Below are 18,365 nucleotides of genomic sequence, written 5' to 3' on the forward strand. Positions count from 1 at the left end.
GGCGAAAATGAAGTAACTGGCTTATTGATTTATCAAGGAGGGGTTTAACCATGTATACACCTAAGTATTATAGAGTCACAGATATTGATGAAATCAAAGCATTTATTCAACGGAACGCTTTTGGAACGATTGTAACAACAGAACAAGGTAAACCTGTTGCTACTCATTTGCCTTTGGAGCTACATAAGCAAGGTGATGATTACTATATAACTGGACATTTTGCTTATGCAAACCAGCAATGGAAAACACTTGAAGAAAATAATGAACATGTCCTAGTAATGTATCAGGGTCCACATGCATACATTTCGTCATCCTGGTATAAACAGGACGATGTACCAACATGGAATTATCAATCTGTACATATATATGGGACAGCTCGTATTATGAGCGAACAAGAGTTGAAAGAAGACCTGAAACTACTATTACAAAAATATGAACAACATCGTGAGCATGCGGCTGTATGGGAAAATCTTTCCCCGCAAACGAAAAAACAAATAAAAGGTATCGTTGGATTTAAAATGATAGTCCAAGAAGTTCAAGCTGCCTATAAATTGAGTCAAAATCGAAGTGAAGAAGATTATCACAACATCATTGATCAACTGAACGAGGAAGAAGACCTCAATGCCCACCAACTAGCAGAAGTAATGAAAAATCAAGAGTAGGTAAGGTCATATTTGCATAAAGTCTATGTACTTTCCTGGCTTTTAGAGGTGAAATTGTGTGAATAATGGAAATAACATATAGCTTATTTTAAAATTAGATTTCCAGGGGTGATTTTAGTGATTGTATCCAGCGATATAAGGGAAGCTGGTTATTCAAAAGATTCTCCTGTATTGAAAAATATTCAGTTCTCGATTGAGTCAGGAGAGCTAGTTGGATTGATTGGCCCCAATGGTGCAGGAAAGAGTTCTACGATTAAATCGTTATTGGGAATTATTAATCATATTGATGGACATATAGAAGTAGAGGACTACGCATATATACCAGAAAGGCCGATTTTTTATCATGGTTTAACGTTAATGGAGCATTTTTACTTCCTTTGTTCAACGCTTGAAGCAGATGAAAAGCAATTTATGTCGCGGGTTCATACATTGCTCAAGGAGTTTGATTTAGAGGAAGTGGCTAATCATTATCCAGACAGCTTTTCCAAAGGTATGCAACAGAAAGCAATGATCATGCTTGCATTTTTGCAACAGCCATCTTTACATATTATTGATGAACCTTTTATGGGGTTAGATCCCAAAGTGGTAAAAAAGCTTCTGCATATGATTCAAAAAGAAAAGGAACGCGGTGCAGGTATTCTGATGTCCACCCATGTGCTGGATACAGCAGAAAAGATCTGTGACCGTTTTCTGCTTATTTCCCATGGCAGCTTGATTGCAGAAGGTACGTTGGATGACATTCGTGAGCAAAGCGGGTTGCAGGAAGGGTCATTATTTGATTGTTTCGATGTGCTGACAGAGCGTGATACTTATGACCGGTAGAACTATTTTCTTTAAGCGAATACGCGAAGCATTTCAATTTCAATGGAAAGTTATTCGTTCTGTACTAGATTTAACGAACATGATGTATACAATCGTTCCTGCTTTAATTATCGGCTTTTTAATTTACGTGCAACTATGGCAGGATATCCATTCGTATTGGCACAAGGAAATTCCGTTTTTCGTACTCATTGGTATTATTCTTTTGCTTTTATTGTGGGGGAATTTTCGCACCTTTCTTCGGGAAGCTGATATATTATTTTTAATTCAGCGTACATCGCTTTTTAATAAACTGAAGCTATGGAGTTTTCATTACTCGCTGCTGCAGCTCATATTAGGAACGGCTTTTCTGATTATACTAATTCTGCCGATTCTCTCGTTAGCATATGGATTGTCGAGGATGGAAATTGTCGTTTTGTTTACCATTTTACTAGCGTATCGTTTGTTAATGTTAACGATGAAGAAGCTGCTAATAAAATCATTGTATCGGTGGGCAGTGCTTTCCTTACTTTTTTTCATAACGGTCTATTTCATATTGATGCTGGATGGCTTTTTATTAATGACTATCAGTATTTTGACTATCTTTGGTGTATATTATTTCTATTTCTCTCATTTTGTAAAAACCAAGCGCTATTTTCTTCAGGAAATAGTGATTGAGCAGAGGGAGAAGGTTAAGTATATCAAAATCATATTTGGTTTTTCCATGGAGGTGGAGAAAGCTCCAACGAGTTCAGCAAATAAACCATCTTATTCGCGACATGCGAAGCGTATTTTTCGTGTACAGAACAAAGAAAATGGCTTACTTGAATTTTTACTCAAAGCTTTTTTGCGGAATAAGATTTATTTCAGTAGTTACATACAATTAATGGTTGCAACTGTATTTGCATTATTCATCTTACCAGTTTGGTTAAAATGGGTCCTCTTTATTTGTTTTATCTTATTTATGAATCATTTGTTAAAAAATATATACAATCGGATGCTGGATCATCCGTTTTTTGGAGTAGTTCCTTATGATAGAGAGTGCATACCCAATGTGTGGACCCGTTTCAAGCGGTGGATTTTTATTCCTTCTTTTATTTTAGTAGGGGGACTGGCATTATTGTTTAGTTTCTTAGAATTTTTTGTTGGTAGTTAAAACAGTATAATATAGGTGTTTAGCAAGAAAGCCAGTGTCAGAAATGGTTTATTTAAATCAGTCTGTATTCATATTAGTTTTGTAATCCATTTAAATTAGTAATGAACGCCCGAACGCAGAGGAAAAGCCTTCATACGGTCACACATTGGGATGATGAACGACCGAACGCAGAGGAAGAGCCTTCATACGGTCACACATTGGGATGATGAACGACCGAATGTAGAGGAAGAGCCTTCATACGGTCATTCATTAGGATGATGAACGCCCGAACGCGGAGGAAAAACTATCATACGGTCACACATTGGGATGATGAACGACCGAATGCAGAGGAAGAGCCTTCATACGGTCATTCATTAGGATGATGAACGCCCGAACGCAGAGGGAGAGCCTTCATACGGTCATTCATTAGGATGATGAACGCCCGAACGCAGAGGAAAAGTCGTCATTCGAGCATTCATATAATTCATTACTTCTTTTAGTCCTATCAATTATTATCACTTGGGCTGCTATTCCCATAGACATAAAAATTGGTTTTTCTGAACCTGAATGAAAACAAGAAGATAATATCATATCTATAGTAGAGCAAATGTTTATCTGGCGCCAAGAAAGGTAGCGCAATCCGTATCATAAAGTACGTACGATTATACTCATAGGGAGATTTCGTATGATAAAAAGCTGGAAAGATCCAACGGTATTATTGTGCTCAATCGGGATTTCAAGTATCGGTGACTTCATTTATTTAGTTGCAATCAATATTATTGTATATCAACTTACCGGGTCAGCTGCAGCTGTTGCAGGACTATGGGTGATTGGGCCATTAACCAATATTGTAACAAAGTTCTGGACGGGGAGTTTCATTGATTATCGAAGCAAGCGAAAAGTAATGGTCGTAACATACATAATTCGGGCAGTGTTCATCTTTCTCATTCCATTGGCATCAAATATGACAGTAATCTATGGGATTTTAGTAGTCTTAAGTATAGCAAAATCCTTTTTTGGCCCATCCTCCATGACATATGTTGCAATGCTTGTTCCGAAAGAAAAAAGAAAACGTTTTAACTCGATACGCTCGTTTGCCAGTTCCGGTGCATTCATCAGCGGTCCAGCAATCGGTGGTTCGCTTATTTTGTTAACATCCGTAGAGACAACTTTATGGGTTAATGCATGCTTCTTTGTTATTTCAGCAATTCTATTATTATTTCTCCCGGAAAAAGAGAGCATTGATAAAGAATCGATTCCAACATTGACTTTTTCCCAAGTGGTTCGTGATTTTACAGTCGTTCAGAATTTCATGTTAACTAATAAATATGTATCTCTTATATACCTTGGTTTTATCATGATTATGATTTTTTCCTTTGCTATGGATGCACAGGAAGTAGTTTTTACTCAACAAGTCATCGAACTCTCTGAAATGGAGTATAGCTTATTGATAAGTATAACTGGAATTGGTTCGGTTACAGGAGCATTATTATTGTCACTTTTTTCAAATGTTTTCCCACTTCGATACATGATTGTCATTGGTCTTGTCATGATGACGGTAGGTTATGTCATCTATGCATTTTCATGGTCTTTTTCGTCCATTGTTGTTGGATTTGTAATCTTAGGTTTCTTTAATGTGTTCTTAAATGCTGGGATTATGACGTTCTATCAAAATAATGTTCCAGTTGAAATCATGGGTAGGGTGACGAGTATTTATCAACTGATCCAAAGTGCTGTTCAAGTTGTATTTATTCTAGCCATTGGATTTGTAGCTGATCTTATTTCATTACGACTTACCATCGTCACTTTGGCACTTGTCATGTTGCTTTCATCTTTTATTTTCTCATTTTCGGTATTGCTGCCAAATAAAAAGAACGTTTACCTGGAAGACGATATCTATTAATCATTATGGTAAGATAGAAGAATAAAAGACTCTATACCTACAAAAGTTTGATAATTTCGAATTATGATTTCTGTTTTTTTCAATCGATTAGCTATAAAACAATCATGCATGTTGAAAGGAGATACATCTTTTGAATAAAAAATACTTAGATTTACTGGCTGAAAAATATGATAGTGAAGAAAAAGTGGTAACGGAAATAATTAATCTGGAAGCGATTCTTAATCTGCCGAAGGGAACAGAACATTTTGTCAGTGATTTACATGGGGAATATCAAGCTTTTCAACATGTATTAAGAAACGGTTCAGGAAGGGTAAAGGAAAAAATTGAAGAACTTTTTCAGGATATATTATCGGAAGAGCAAATCAATGAATTGAAGACATTGGTTTATTATCCGGAAGAAAAGTTGCAGTTAATTAAGAGCAATTTTAGCAATAAACAGGAATTATCCCAATGGTATGCAGAAACCATTGAGCAAATGATTAAACTCATTTCTCATGCTTCCTCCAAATATACACGCTCGAAATTACGTAAAGCATTACCTGAGCAGTTTGTCTATATTATAGAAGAACTGTTATACAAAACGGATGAATCCACAAATAAGGAACATTATTACACAAAAATTATCCAGCAAATTATTTCTCTCCATCAGGCGGACAAGCTTATTATAGGGCTTGCTTATTGCACGCAGCGATTGGTAGTTGACCATCTTCATGTAGTGGGGGATATTTATGATCGTGGACCGGAACCAGATAAAATTATGGATACGCTCATCGATTATCACTCTCTTGATATTCAGTGGGGAAACCATGATGTCCTTTGGATAGGTGCCTTTGCAGGTTCGAAGGTGTGTCTTGCTAATATTCTCCGTATCTGTGCCCGGTACGACAATTTGGATATTATTGAAGATGTGTATGGAATAAACTTGCGGCCACTTCTTAATCTTGCGGAGAAATACTATGAAGACAATCCTGCCTTTAGACCAAAGAGACAGTCGGATGAAAAACTAGCTGAACAGGAACAATTACAAATTACGAAAATACATCAAGCCATTGCAATGATTCAGTTCAAACTGGAAAGTCCTATTATAAAGAGACGACCTTACTTTAATATGTCAGAAAGACTTTTACTGGAAAAAGTTGATTATGATAAAAACGAAATAACCATTTACGGGAAAACGTACCCACTGGAAAATACTTGCTTTGCTACCATTAACAAAGAACAACCCGAACAACTATTAGAGGAAGAACAGCAGGTGATAGACGGACTGTTATTTTCGGTTCAGCACTCAGAAAAGCTGGCCAGACATATGAAATTTCTGATGAAGAAAGGCAGTCTTTATTTGAAATATAACGGTAACTTATTAATACATGGCTGTATTCCTTTGGATGAAAACGGCGATATGGAAAAAATGATGATTGAGAATACATCTTACGAAGGCCGTGATTTACTTGATATTTTTGAACATCACCTGCGCCATGCTTTTGCACATATGGAAGAAACCGATGATTTATCTACAGATATGGCCTGGTATTTATGGACAGGAGAATATTCCTCACTCTTTGGGAAAAGGGAAATGACAACTTTTGAACGGTATTTCATTAAGGATAAGGAGACTCATAAAGAGAGAAAGAATCGATATTACCATTTACGTGAAAATGAGGACATCTGCCGTAAAATATTAACAGAATTTGATCTAAATCCGGATCAGGGTCATATTATAAACGGCCACACACCTGTTAAAGAAATTGAAGGGGAAAACCCAATCAAAGCAAATGGAAAAATGATTGTTATTGATGGAGGATTTTCAAAGGCTTATCAATCAACAACCGGAATTGCTGGATATACATTATTATATAATTCATACGATATGCAGCTTGTTGCCCATAAACATTTTAATTCCAAAGAAAACGTTCTGTTAAACAGAACGGACGTTTTGTCGGTGAAAAGGTTGGTGGACAAAGAAGTAGAAAGAAAAAAAGTTATGGAAACAAATGTGGGAGAGGAATTATTGCAAGAAGTCGCTGCATTAAATAGTCTACTGGAATATCGTTATATGAATTAAAATAAATCATTATATTTATTAGATTCCAGCATAATAAGTAAGTCCTGATTAGAGGCTATAAAATTAAAATGAACGACCGAACGCGTCGGAAGAGCTCTCATTCGGTCACTCATCGAGGTGATGAACACCCGAATGCGGAAGAAAAGGCGTGACTCGGTCACTCATCGGCTTGATGAACGACTGAACACGGAGGAAAAACCGTGACTCGGTCACTCATCTGATTGATGAACGCCCGAATGCGGAAGAAAAGGCGTGATTTGGTCACTCATCGAGGTGATGAACGCCCGAACGCGTAGGAAAAGGCGTGCCTCAGTCACTCATCGGCTTGATGAACAGTCAAGTACCTTTTATTGTGTAAAATTCTATTTACAAGTTTACAACCACTTTATAGTATTTAGTTGAATTTGTTTTGGAAAGGAGGGGTACCCCTCCTTTCCAAAACAAATTTTCGCGCGCGATCAGGCCATGCTAGTCCCTTTTGAATATGGGTCTTTTCTTTTGCTCTTCTTCTTCATAATCCATTAATACAGCTCCAATCAGACGGAATGCTGATTGCGTATTAGGGAAGATACGTATCACTCTTTCCCTGCGTCTTACCTCTTGATTAAGTCGTTCGAGGGAATTTGTACTACGAATAAACTTTTGGTATTCTTGTGGTTCATTTAGATACTGAATGGCATCATCAAAACCATTCTCCAGGTTATCAATAACTTTATTCAGCTTAGAATTATCTTGGTAACGACTTACGAAATCATCTTTTCGTTTTCTTGCTTTCTCAGGTGTAGTTACATCAAAAATTTGTTTTAATTCTTCCTTTACATCATTCATGCTTTTCTTTGGCAGCTCATCAATAAGATTCTTCTTAAAATGAACGGTACAACGCTGCCATGAAGTTCCGATAAACACCTTCGGAATAGCTTTTTTTAGTCCGGAATGAGCATCTGAAATAACCAATTTTGGTGATTGTAAACCACGCGCGATGAGTTCACTTAAAAATTCATTCCAGGCTTCGTAGCTTTCTTCATGACTTACTTTTAAACCTAGTACTTCTCTTTTATTTCCTTCGTTAAGCCCAGTAGCAATATAAACCGCTTTAGATACCACTTTATGATGCTCACGAACTTTGATATACATAGCGTCTACGTATATATACCGATAGTATTCGGTGCCTAAAGAACGATTTGCCCATTCATTCACAATGGGATCCAGTTTCTCCGTGAGTGAGGATACAAAGGACTTAGAGACATATTCACCACACAATTGTTCCACAACATTTTTTACCTTTCGAGTGGACACACCGTTGACGACCATTTCAAGCATAGATAAAGCAAATGCCTGATCACAACGTCTATATTTTTCAAATGCAGTAGTTGAAAATTCCCCACTGCGAGTACGAGGTACATGTAACTTAACCTTTCCAATACTCAACATATAATCTCGATCATAGTAGCCATTCCGATAATCTTGACGTTCATCTGAACGTTCATAAGCACCGGCTTTTAAATACTCATCACGTTCTTTTTCCATGTACTCGTTCAAAACTAGAACAATAGTTGATTTAACAACGTTATCAATGTTCGAATTCATTAATGATTCTTTTAAAAAGTCCATATCTAGGTTAAACTGTAACTGGGTCATCATTAATTCCTCCTTGTTTTTCGTGGTTGTTAAACATTGTATCATAGGAATTAATGTGGCCCTTTTTCCTTTTTACACAATTATACGGACTTAATCTTGATGAACGACTGAACACGTAGGAAAAGGCGTGCCTCAGTCACTCATCTGATTGATGAACGACCGAACACGGAGGAAAAACCGTGACTCGGTCACTCATCTGATTGATGAACGCCCGAACGCGTCGGAAGAGCTCTCATTCGGTCACTCATCGAGGCGATGAACGCCCGAACGCGTAGGAAAAGGCGTGCCTCAGTCACTCATCGAGTTGATGAACGACCGAACACGTAGGAAAAGGCGTGCCTCAGTCACTCATCGAGTTGATGAGCGACCAAACGCGTAGGAGAAGCCGTCCCTTCAGTCACTCATCGGGATGATGAACGACCGAACACGAAGGAAAAGCCGTGACTCGGTCACTCCTTGAGTTGATGAACGACTGAACGCGGAGGAAGAGCCCTCCCTCGGTCCCTCATCGAAGTGATGATCCCCCCGAACGCGTAGGAAAAGCCATCACTCGATCACTCATTTGATTAATATCCTTAAATGAATGCAAGATTAAGTCTATTCCATGTTTACAAATGGCGCTGGATAATCAAGTTTGCCTTTGACCCGTTTGACATAAACATTGTCACCCTGGAGCCACTTGGTAAAGTCAAAAATTACCGGTTTTCGATCAGGGCCGATTACGAACCATGCTTTCATTTCTTTGGGAAAGTAAGTTGACGTGTGAATCGTACCGGCTGCTGCATCGTATTTATTTGAGAATACGCCGTAATCCGGATCGTTCATCACTTTGAAAGCCTGATAAGGGTTCGTTGCATGCTGTTGCCGCTCCTGTATGGTTTTTTCCCGATGACGTGTTTCCTCCTGACGGTAGCGATTTTCTTCATCCAGCAAATGAAAATGGTTCGTACATACATTGGATTTGCGTACCTCGACTTGTCTTGGCGAGGCTTCGACTACATAGGATTCTCCGGCAGAATCTAAAAGGACATAACTAAAGGAATGTCTGTGTGGGATTTCCTTAAGTAAGTTAATTGCCTCCTCCACGTTTCTGCAAGTCTCTAAAATGAGGCGGCCAATCATATTGCACAGAAACCCATCTCCTGATTTTTTGCTATGCGTGAAATTATACCCCATTACAAGGCCTTTTTCGTTCATTCCATCAATTCGCCCGGTGATTTGCATGGACGGTCCGATAAATGCATATCCCTGATCTGACGGCTCATATAGCATATAACGTCCTTCATAACCTTTAGGATGACTATCGTAATTACGTACCATGAAATTAGAGTCGGCAAAAATGGAACAGCCGCTTCGGGTATATTCCAGATAATAACCGCCAAATAAACGAAACGCCTTTTCCATATCCATACGAAGCGCATCGGCAAGTCCGCGGATTTCATGCAGTATGGCTGGCGCAAATTTTCTCATGATCCCTTTATACTTTTCGGGATCGATTAAAAAGTGTCGATCTTTCTTTGGACCCCATTGTTTTTCACGGTTAGGTAAAATAGGTGAATCTCTAAGAAGCTCCCCTTGAAAATAACCGAAGTCATAATGGGTTCCTCTAAATTGGATGACATCACTGTGAAATTTTTTCATACTATTCATTCCTCTTTTGATTTCGCTATTGTCAGTGTACAGTATGTTACAGTTTAAACAAATTAATTTTGTGTGCTGGCATATATCATTGGTTTCTTAAGGCGATTAACGGTAAACTAATAATATAGATATTTCCAAATATACGTAAAAAGAAAAGGAGCTGGATAGAATGGAAAACCAATCAGTTACTTCCGCTCAGCAATTTAGTGAAGAAAGGTTTACAAAAATAAATATCATTAAGAACGAAAGAAGTACGGCATTTTTACTAAACTTTCTCCCAGGCCAAATTATGAAAGCCCACAACCATCCAGGACGTGAATTATATTTGAATGTTCTGGAAGGGAATGGGACATTTTCGATTGACGGGAAGGATCTTGAAGTAGTAAAAGGGGATGTTATCTATTGTGACCCCGAGGAACAGATAGGTTTCACAAACAATGGAGAGGACCAAGTATCCATCTATGCCACAATGACTAAAATCAAAGATTAGTATCTTTTTATGAAAATCAAAATTAAATATTTCCATCAGACCAGGTATTCGAGAAATTAATATTTCTGATTTCCTGGTCTTTTTTTAATTTTATACACTTTTATGTGGTCCGATAAAAAAATTATACAGTACCTTGCAATAAACAGTAGTATATGGTAAGTTGTTTTTTGCAAGGTATTTTTATATTACAGTACTGTTTATTAAACAGTAGTGAAAATGAGGTGCACATCCAATGAACATACAGTTTAAAAAAGGAGCTTTAGAACTATGCGTACTTGCATTACTAAATAAGCAGGATCGTTATGGGTATGAAATTGTTCAAAAGATTTCAGATCAGATAGTCATTTCTGAAGGCTCTGTATACCCACTGTTAAGGAGACTAAAAAAAGAGGAGTACTTAACAACCTATTTACAAGAGTCAAAAGAAGGCCCTTCCCGAAAGTATTACAGTCTTACGGATAAAGGCAGGGAATACCTTCACGTCCTTAGTGATGAGTGGGACCAATTTACAGTTGGAGTTAATCAAATAATAAAGGAAGGTGTTAATGATGAATAAAGAGCAATTCCTGAAGAGCTTGGAAAATGGATTAAAAAAGCTCCCTCAAGAAGAGCGTGAAGATATTCTACAAGATTTCAGGGAGCATTTTGACATTGGTTTAGCAGATGGTAGAACACAGGAGCAAATTTCTGAATCACTTGGATCACCTAAACACATAGCAAAAGAATTACAGGCTAATTATCATATAGAAAAAGTAGAGGCAACGGCAACAACGGGGAATATTTTCCGTGCAGTATGGGCTGTTATAGGATTGGGTTTCTTTAACCTTGTAATTGTATTGGGGCCATTTATTGCAATGACAGCAGTGATCATTGCTGGTTGGGTAGTTGCAGCTGCTTTTATTGCTTCACCATTACTTGTGCTAATAAACAGTTTAATTTATCCGCAAATATTCGAGTTCTTTGATTTGTTCTTCTCTATTGGGCTGGCAGGTCTTGGATTATTTATTGCCATTGGAGTCTATTTCGCAAGCCGGGCAGTCACAAGTGGGTTTATACGCTATTTAAAATATAATGTAAGAATTGTAAAAGGAGGAATGAAGGATGTTTAATATAAAAAGTATAGCTGTCATTGCGTTAATTCTCCTGTTGGTTGGTATTACTGGGGCTGTCTTCACATTCAAATCAGCAGAACCAGAGGTATTAGAGGAAGAAATAGAAGTTAGTGATGAAGAATTTACTCATGTAGATATTATAGTGGACAATTCGGAAGTGAAGGTTCTGCCAACTAATGAGCAAACAGCAACCGTGGAATTTCTTGGAAACCAGGCAAATGAATCGAAATATAATCTTCGTGCAAAGGTTGAAGGAGATACGCTCTTCATTTCTATGAAGGAAAAACGATTTAAATGGTTAAATGTTGACTTTACATTACCGAATTCATCGTTAACCGTCTATTTACCTGAGAAATTGTATGAGTCCGTACGGATTGAGACTGACAATGGACGTGTCCAAGCAGGCGAATTGCAAACAAAAGATGTAAATGTAAATTCAAACAATGGGCAAATTGAATTGGAAAATGTTAATGGTTCTACGATCACTACAAAAACAGATAATGGGAGGATTATGTTAGAAGATGTAGAAGGAAAGCTTTCCGCAAGAACGGGTAATGGAGAAATATCACTTAGAACTGATCACTTAGATCGTCCCATTGAATTTGAAACAGATAATGGGCGTATCGAGATTCAAACGGAAAATGAGCCTACAAACGCAATCTTTGAGATACAAGTGGATAATGGAAAAGCTACTATCTTTGGAAACTCTCACTGGAACACCGGCGTTGGAAATGGAGACAATCTCATAAAATTAACAACGAACAATGGGAATATTAACGTTGCAAAATAATGCAACGATTGATTATAGAAGGGGATGAAAGAAGTGAAAGTAACAAGAAGCGTTCGTGTTTGGAGAAGCGTATTCTTTTATCTGGCAGTGATTTTTGTATTAACTGTTGCAATACAAGTATTTCTGGCTGGATTTGCTACTTTTATGGATCCGGCTAAATGGATGATACATGTAACTTTTGTGAAAATCATTGAATACTTGCCACTTCTCATGCTGATTGCGAGTTTTGTGGGAAAGCTGCCCAAAAGCTTGAAATGGCAGAGTATCGGCTTATTTATGCTAATCATTCTAATGTATGCTACTGCTAATATACCTAATGCCGGGGCATTTCACCCTGTAATCGCATTGGTGATGTTCTGGATGGCTATCTCAGTCAGTCAGAAGGCTTGGGTGTTTGCATATAAAACGGAGAATAGCAAAGATTACGAGGAATCTGTTACACAAAAAGAAAACCACCCCACTTCTTCATAAGAAACAGGTGGCTCTCAAGAATAAGAATAAACGCCTACTACTTAGTAATAGGTCTTTAAAAAGAGAGGAGTGTTGGCGCACTTCTCTCTTTTATTATACATGAAGGTTGCAAATGATTTCCAGGGTGCTGTTAATATAATGTCCTTTCTTGGAAGTTTTACTTTATGCCAGTATCGTCTCTTATGTTGAAAGAATACACCCATCAATGGAATACCCTTTGTATCCAATGAAAGAAAAGTAAATCACTTCGCTTAGCAGGAATATCATAACTCGTGTTGAAATAGTTTATGTGCGCACTCATTGGGGATCCAGCAACTAAGAATATACCAGCATAATCAATAGTAATAGGTGTTGGGGCCAGTATAGGTTAACCAGCCATTGGAGGAATCAAGTTGAAATTTGTTGGTTGGGTCGCTGTTGTACATGCATTTTTTATAGTGTTTTGGATGATATTTAACATCATTTTTTCACTGATTTATCCACTGGAATTGGAAGAAGGCAAAAGCTTTACAGAACTGGGAATGGAATATCATTCAGATTTTATCGGTTATTTATCGATGGATCATGGGAGTAAATCTTTATTGATGCTGGTGACAATAGTTGTCCCTATTGCTACGTACAACCTACTGAAAAAGAAACGCCACTTTGAGTTGTGCAATACGATTGGCCTTTTTGCTGGTACTCTGGGGTTTTTCTTATACTCCATATCATTAATGATCCAGGCAGTGAGTGTTGCGTATGCTATTAATTTGTTTAATTCCGACGCTAATGACACTTTTGCTCTTTATTTATATGAGTGGGTCATGTTAGAGGGTGGATTTTCCACCAGCTTATATATACTGGCAAATCTTTTAATTTCATTTTGGCTCATTCTACATTTCAGAGGTTTTTATCGTTACGCAAACATTAAAAAAATCAGTGTGTTCGGAATGATAACCGGTCTCTTACTCATTACCGCTTATCTTATATCCTGGGTATTTTTAATGTTTGGGATACACATGATGCATATGTTAACGGAAGCAACAGGATTGCTGTTTTTAGGTTTTATTTTATTGCTGGGATTATCATTGATGAAAGATAAAATAAGAGTTACATGATAATAAAAAAAAACAAATGAGTGATTATTCAGTCATCTTCATGTTAGAATAAAAATAACTTATATATTATTAACAAGACGAGGAGAGTGAGTCAATTTGTTTCAAGTATATGAAAGAGAAGATATTACCTGTGTTGAAATGACTGTTCCGAAAATGGGCAATGTTTTTGCATTCTTAGTTGATGGCATGTTAATTGATACTGGACCTCAACACCTTGAAACAGAATTAATTCCTTTTTATGAAAATGTTTCGTTTGACTTAGTAGCTTTAACACATAGTCATGAAGACCACACAGGTACGGCTCCATGGATTCAAGATAATCTGAATATTCCAATCTATATTCATCCAATGGGAATCGATATCTGTTCACAGCCATATCCGTACCCGAAATATCGTCAAGATACATGGGGACTCCGAAAAGAATTTAAAGGTCTACCCATCAAAGATACCATTCAATCCCGAAAAAAAGAATGGAAAGTGATTGAGACACCAGGGCATGCAGCTGATCATATTTCTCTATTTCATAAAGAAACGGGGACACTGTTTTCAGGTGATTTATTCGTGACTCCAAAGACAAAGGTAATTATGAGAAGTGAATCGATTCCTCAAATTATGGATTCAATCCGAACCATACTCACCCATGATGTCGGCCCGATGTTTTGCTGTCATGCTGGATACATACAGGATGGACAAGAGAAGTTGAAGCAAAAATTAGAGTATCTTGAAAATCTTTATGGAGAAGTGAAATACCTGCATGAAGAAGGACTTTCAATGGAAGAAATCGATAAAAAACTTTTTCGAAAAAAATACCCAATTACTTCTGTATCTGAAGGAGAATGGGACTCTTTCCATATTGTCTCTTCGATTGTCTCAGATATTTAAGTAAGGAATTGGAATAAAAAATTACGACAAGCAAAAAAAGATAGAGTGGACAACAGAATACACTCTATCGAAGAGGTCTTTTAAGAAAAGTAGATAGCTAAGAAAGACAACAATGTAATAGCTTTCTTAGCTATTTTTTTCTAAAAATTTCATCAGAAACGGCGATTCAAGGGGATTATGTCTTGTGTTTTATAAGAACATTTTTTCTAATTCTAATGGTTCGATGTGTGCCCCGTCTTTATATGCACGCATGTTTCCTCCGGAGATTTCATCAATAAGTACAACTTGTTTATCCTCGGCCGTTCGTCCAAATTCAAATTTAATGTCATATAATTCGATGCCTTTTTTACTAAGTTCCTCTTTAACCACATTTCCGGTTTGCTGCGTGAGCTCTTTTAACACATTGTATTCATCTTTGGACAGGATACCAAGCATATCTAAAGCATCTTCACTAATGGGAGGATCCTCGCGCTCGTCATCCTTTAAGGTAACTTCTACAAAAGCATCAAGGGCTTGTCCTTCTTCTGCATATAAGCCATACCTGCGCAGGAAACTTCCTACTGCCCGGTACCTGCAGATTACCTCCAGCCCTTTTCCAAAAACTTCAGCAGGTTTAACGGTCATGGTTTTCTTTTCGATATCCGCATCAATGTAATGGGTAGGAATTCCTTTTTCCTTTAAAATTTCAAAAAAGAATTTGGTTAATCGTAAGCCAGCACGGCCTGCACCTTCCATGGTTAAACCAACCGTATTTGCTCCTGGGTCGAAAACGCCGTCTGCACCTGTGACATCATCTTTAAATTGAAGCAAATAATTTCCATCTTCCAATTCATAGACATCTTTTGTTTTTCCTGTGTATGTCAGCTTCATGTACAAATCTCCCTTATGTTATTGGCATTTACATAGATTAATACGTTTTATTATAATGATAAAGTTATAGAAGGACAAGGCTTATTTTTGTAGATGAACATAATGATTTATCTATATTGCTATTGAAATTGAAAACTTCTCGGCTGGGGAGAAATGTAGCGCAGCAGAAGCAAATAATTTTATAAATAATAATGGTTTCACTTATGCTTTGGAGGTAGAAGCGGCCAAGTGATGTGATTAGGAAAATTTAATTTATTTTATCGATTGGGATAATTTGTTCCATACTATTTGAACATATTCTATTTCTTTAATTTTTTTCATTCCATGTTTATTCTGGTCATTTAATTGGGAATAGTACTTACTAATTGAGTTTCACTCCATAGAATGTATGTCGTGATAGTGAGCAAATAAATAACGATTTTCACCTAAAGATTAACAAAATCCGCAAGTTATTTTTAAAAGAATAAGATAGGTTTTTTTACGTAAATAGGTACTAACCGATATCGTTCATAAAACTGTCGTTATTACTTTGTTACTTCCGTTGACATTTAATGAATAATATACAATAATGAGTATGTGATTAAAATTATTATAAATAACAACTAGGAGGATGTACCAATGGCATTAATTGGAAAAGAAGTAGAACCATTCACAGCACAGGCTTACCGAGAAGGTGACGATTTTATAGAGGTTACAGAGGAAGATCTAAAAGGTCACTGGAGTGTTGTTTGTTTTTACCCTGCAGACTTTACATTCGTTTGCCCAACAGAACTTGAAGATCTGCAAAGTGAATATCCAAAATTACAAGAACTTGGTGTAGAAGTATTTTCTGTTTCAACAGATACGCACTTTACACATAAAGCTTGGCATGACCACTCCGAAGCAATCAACAAAATCAAATATACAATGATTGGTGATCCATCCCATAAAATCTCCCGCAATTTTGATGTTTTAGTCGAGGAAGAAGGTCGTGCTGATCGTGGTACGTTCATCATTGACCCAGACGGTGTTATCCAGGCTGTTGAAATCAACGCAGAAGGAATCGGCCGTGATGCAACGACACTTATCGACAAAATCAAAGCAGCACAATATGTGCGAAACAATCCAGGTGAAGTTTGCCCGGCTAAATGGAAAGAAGGCGAAGAAACACTTAAACCAAGCCTTGATTTAGTAGGGAAAATATAAGGAGAGCGATAAATCATGTTAGATGCTGATATCAAAGCACAATTAGAGCAATATATTCAACTGTTGGAAGATGATATCGTATTGAAAGTCAGCGCAGGCTCAGATGATGTATCGAAAGAGATGCTGGAGCTGGTGGATGAATTGGCTGCAATGACTTCCAAGATTAAAGTTGAACACACGAAATTGCAACGCACACCAAGCTTTAGTGTGAATCGTGTGGGTGAGGACAGCGGCGTAACATTTGCCGGTGTGCCTTTAGGACATGAATTCACATCATTAGTATTAGCATTACTGCAAGTGAGTGGACGAGCTCCAAAAGAAGATCAGAAGGTTATTGACCAAATTAAAGACATCAAAGGCGAATATCATTTCGAAACATATGTCAGCTTGAGCTGTCACAACTGTCCTGTCGTTGTACAGGCACTGAACATCATGAGTGTTCTGAATCCTGGTATCACACATACCATGATTGAAGGCGGAGCATTCAAAGATGAAGTAGACAGTAAAAACGTCATGGCAGTGCCAACGGTTTACCTGAATGGTGAAGAGTTCGGCGGTGGACGGATGGAACTTCAGGAAATTCTCGCCAAAATTGGCAGTGGCCCGGATGCCTCTGAATTTGAAGAGAAAGATCCATTTGATGTACTTGTTGTGGGTGGAGGCCCGGCTGGAGCCAGCGCTGCGATTTATGCTGCTCGTAAAGGAATCAATACAGGCGTTGTATCCGAGCGCTTTGGCGGACAGGTTATGGATACAGCGGCTATTGAGAACTTTATCAGTGTAAAAGAAACAGAAGGTCCGAAGCTTGGAGCCAGTCTGGAAGCGCATGTCAATGACTATGATGTTGATGTGATGAACTTACAACGTGTTCAAGGACTCGAAAAGAAAGATGACTTCATTGAAGTTGAACTGGAAAATGGAGCTGTGCTAAAAAGTAAAACAGCTGTCATTTCAACAGGGGCTCAATGGCGCAATATAGGTGTCCCTGGCGAAGCTGAATTTAAGAACAAAGGGGTTGCCTACTGCCCACACTGTGATGGTCCGTTATTTGAAGGTAAACATGTAGCTGTTATTGGTGGCGGAAACTCCGGTGTTGAAGCTGCTATTGACCTTGCAGGTGTTGTAGATTATGTTACCGTTCTTGAATTCGCATCAGAATTAAAAGCTGATTCTGTACTTCAGGATCGCCTTTACAGTCTGTCGAATGTAACAGTTATCACGAGTGCTGCAACTACCGAAATCACTGGGGATGAGACAGTCAACGGTATTACCTACAAAGACCGCGAAACAGAGCAAGAGCACCATATTGAATTAGAAGGTGTATTTGTTCAGATTGGTCTTGTGCCAAGTACTAAGTGGTTGGAAGGTAGCGGCGTTGAACTTACAAAAACTGGTGAAATCGTTGTAGACAAGAAAGGTGCTACAAATATACCTGGTGTGTTTGCTGCAGGAGACTGTACAGACAGTGTATATAAACAGATCATCATCTCAATGGGATCAGGTGCAACCGCCGCTTTAGGCGCATTTGATCACATCATCCGGAATGTACCTTCGGATAAGCGTACTGCAACTGTATAACAAAATAAGTTACGCTTTACTAATCGCTTTACAACCTCTTTGGTTGTAAAG

Annotated in this window: 17 protein-coding genes; 14 read left to right on the forward strand and 3 right to left on the reverse strand. The window is 37.8% G+C overall.

Annotation, left to right across the window (positions count from 1 at the left end):
• Positions 1-50 precede the first annotated feature (50 nt).
• The 5 genes from ACZ427_RS03595 (at position 51) to fbp (ending at position 6,560) form a co-directional block, all read left to right on the forward strand.
• A complete protein-coding gene (locus ACZ427_RS03595; protein WP_461178353.1) occupies positions 51-662 on the forward strand; it encodes an FMN-binding negative transcriptional regulator in 612 nt (203 codons plus the stop codon).
• 117 nt (positions 663-779) lie between these two features.
• Positions 780-1,484, forward strand: a complete 705-nt coding sequence (locus ACZ427_RS03600; RefSeq protein WP_461178354.1) for an ABC transporter ATP-binding protein — start codon at positions 780-782, stop codon at positions 1,482-1,484.
• Entirely contained in the window at positions 1,474-2,616 is a 1,143-nt protein-coding gene (locus ACZ427_RS03605; RefSeq protein WP_461178355.1) for an ABC transporter permease, read from the forward strand. Before ACZ427_RS03600 ends, ACZ427_RS03605 begins: the two co-directional genes overlap by 11 nt.
• Before the next feature lie 664 nt (positions 2,617-3,280).
• On the forward strand, positions 3,281-4,498 hold the full coding sequence (locus ACZ427_RS03610) for an MFS transporter (RefSeq protein WP_461178356.1): 1,218 nt from the start codon (positions 3,281-3,283) through the stop codon (positions 4,496-4,498).
• A 130-nt stretch (positions 4,499-4,628) separates the two neighbouring features.
• Complete coding sequence (fbp, locus tag ACZ427_RS03615; RefSeq protein ID WP_461178357.1) at positions 4,629-6,560, forward strand: fructose-1,6-bisphosphatase; 1,932 nt, start codon at positions 4,629-4,631, stop codon at positions 6,558-6,560.
• A 468-nt stretch (positions 6,561-7,028) separates the two neighbouring features.
• On the opposite strand, the gene ACZ427_RS03620 is transcribed toward fbp, so the two are convergent.
• Positions 7,029-8,198, reverse strand: a complete 1,170-nt coding sequence (locus ACZ427_RS03620; RefSeq protein WP_461180031.1) for an IS256 family transposase — start codon at positions 8,196-8,198, stop codon at positions 7,029-7,031.
• Positions 8,199-8,795: 597 nt separating this feature from the next.
• Positions 8,796-9,839 (reverse strand): C45 family autoproteolytic acyltransferase/hydolase, encoded by a 1,044-nt coding sequence (locus ACZ427_RS03625; RefSeq protein ID WP_461179015.1) that lies wholly within the window; start codon positions 9,837-9,839, stop codon positions 8,796-8,798.
• A gap of 169 nt (positions 9,840-10,008) precedes the next feature.
• Between ACZ427_RS03625 and ACZ427_RS03630 the strand changes: the two genes are divergently transcribed.
• The 7 genes from ACZ427_RS03630 (at position 10,009) to ACZ427_RS03660 (ending at position 14,681) form a co-directional block, all read left to right on the forward strand.
• Complete coding sequence (locus tag ACZ427_RS03630; protein WP_461179016.1) at positions 10,009-10,329, forward strand: cupin domain-containing protein; 321 nt, start codon at positions 10,009-10,011, stop codon at positions 10,327-10,329.
• Between the two features lie 232 nt (positions 10,330-10,561).
• The gene (locus ACZ427_RS03635) at positions 10,562-10,885 is read left to right on the forward strand and encodes a PadR family transcriptional regulator (RefSeq protein WP_461179017.1); all 324 of its coding nucleotides are present in this window, start codon (positions 10,562-10,564) and stop codon (positions 10,883-10,885) included.
• Positions 10,878-11,438 (forward strand): DUF1700 domain-containing protein, encoded by a 561-nt coding sequence (locus tag ACZ427_RS03640; protein WP_461179018.1) that lies wholly within the window; start codon positions 10,878-10,880, stop codon positions 11,436-11,438. Before ACZ427_RS03635 ends, ACZ427_RS03640 begins: the two co-directional genes overlap by 8 nt.
• The gene (locus ACZ427_RS03645) at positions 11,431-12,231 is read left to right on the forward strand and encodes a DUF4097 family beta strand repeat-containing protein (RefSeq protein ID WP_461179019.1); all 801 of its coding nucleotides are present in this window, start codon (positions 11,431-11,433) and stop codon (positions 12,229-12,231) included. Before ACZ427_RS03640 ends, ACZ427_RS03645 begins: the two co-directional genes overlap by 8 nt.
• 33 nt (positions 12,232-12,264) lie before the next feature.
• A complete protein-coding gene (locus ACZ427_RS03650; protein ID WP_461179020.1) occupies positions 12,265-12,702 on the forward strand; it encodes a DUF6220 domain-containing protein in 438 nt (145 codons plus the stop codon).
• 392 nt (positions 12,703-13,094) lie between these two features.
• On the forward strand, positions 13,095-13,799 hold the full coding sequence (locus ACZ427_RS03655; RefSeq protein WP_461179021.1) for a hypothetical protein: 705 nt from the start codon (positions 13,095-13,097) through the stop codon (positions 13,797-13,799).
• Positions 13,800-13,895: 96 nt separating this feature from the next.
• Positions 13,896-14,681, forward strand: coding sequence for an MBL fold metallo-hydrolase (locus ACZ427_RS03660; RefSeq protein WP_461179022.1), 786 nt, complete (start codon positions 13,896-13,898; stop codon positions 14,679-14,681).
• Positions 14,682-14,870: 189 nt separating this feature from the next.
• Here ACZ427_RS03660 and ACZ427_RS03665 read toward each other — a convergent pair whose 3' ends face one another.
• The gene (locus ACZ427_RS03665; protein WP_461179023.1) at positions 14,871-15,551 is read right to left on the reverse strand and encodes a phosphoribosylaminoimidazolesuccinocarboxamide synthase; all 681 of its coding nucleotides are present in this window, start codon (positions 15,549-15,551) and stop codon (positions 14,871-14,873) included.
• Positions 15,552-16,169: 618 nt separating this feature from the next.
• On the opposite strand from ACZ427_RS03665, the gene ahpC reads away from it, so the two are divergent.
• Positions 16,170-16,736, forward strand: coding sequence for an alkyl hydroperoxide reductase subunit C (ahpC, locus tag ACZ427_RS03670; RefSeq protein WP_461179024.1), 567 nt, complete (start codon positions 16,170-16,172; stop codon positions 16,734-16,736).
• Between the two features lie 12 nt (positions 16,737-16,748).
• Positions 16,749-18,314 carry an alkyl hydroperoxide reductase subunit F gene (gene ahpF / locus ACZ427_RS03675; RefSeq protein ID WP_461179097.1) on the forward strand — a complete coding sequence of 522 codons (1,566 nt, stop codon included), beginning with the start codon at positions 16,749-16,751 and terminating at the stop codon, positions 18,312-18,314.
• Positions 18,315-18,365: the final 51 nt, after the last annotated feature.

The sequence above is a fragment of the Virgibacillus ainsalahensis genome (assembly GCF_055380755.1).

What these genes read in the sequence shown, in the direction of transcription:
- ACZ427_RS03635 (WP_461179017.1), top strand. Translation starts at nt 10,562, where the DNA reads ATGAACATACAGTTTAAAAAAGGAGCTTTAGAACTATGCGTACTTGCA.
- ahpC (WP_461179024.1), top strand. Translation starts at nt 16,170, where the DNA reads ATGGCATTAATTGGAAAAGAAGTAGAACCATTCACAGCACAGGCTTAC.
- ACZ427_RS03625 (WP_461179015.1), bottom strand. Translation starts at nt 9,839, where the DNA reads ATGAAAAAATTTCACAGTGATGTCATCCAATTTAGAGGAACCCATTAT.
- ACZ427_RS03610 (WP_461178356.1), top strand. Translation starts at nt 3,281, where the DNA reads ATGATAAAAAGCTGGAAAGATCCAACGGTATTATTGTGCTCAATCGGG.
- ACZ427_RS03665 (WP_461179023.1), bottom strand. Translation starts at nt 15,551, where the DNA reads ATGAAGCTGACATACACAGGAAAAACAAAAGATGTCTATGAATTGGAA.
- ACZ427_RS03630 (WP_461179016.1), top strand. Translation starts at nt 10,009, where the DNA reads ATGGAAAACCAATCAGTTACTTCCGCTCAGCAATTTAGTGAAGAAAGG.
- ACZ427_RS03640 (WP_461179018.1), top strand. Translation starts at nt 10,878, where the DNA reads ATGAATAAAGAGCAATTCCTGAAGAGCTTGGAAAATGGATTAAAAAAG.
- ACZ427_RS03620 (WP_461180031.1), bottom strand. Translation starts at nt 8,198, where the DNA reads ATGACCCAGTTACAGTTTAACCTAGATATGGACTTTTTAAAAGAATCA.
- ACZ427_RS03645 (WP_461179019.1), top strand. Translation starts at nt 11,431, where the DNA reads ATGTTTAATATAAAAAGTATAGCTGTCATTGCGTTAATTCTCCTGTTG.
- ACZ427_RS03595 (WP_461178353.1), top strand. Translation starts at nt 51, where the DNA reads ATGTATACACCTAAGTATTATAGAGTCACAGATATTGATGAAATCAAA.
- ACZ427_RS03605 (WP_461178355.1), top strand. Translation starts at nt 1,474, where the DNA reads ATGACCGGTAGAACTATTTTCTTTAAGCGAATACGCGAAGCATTTCAA.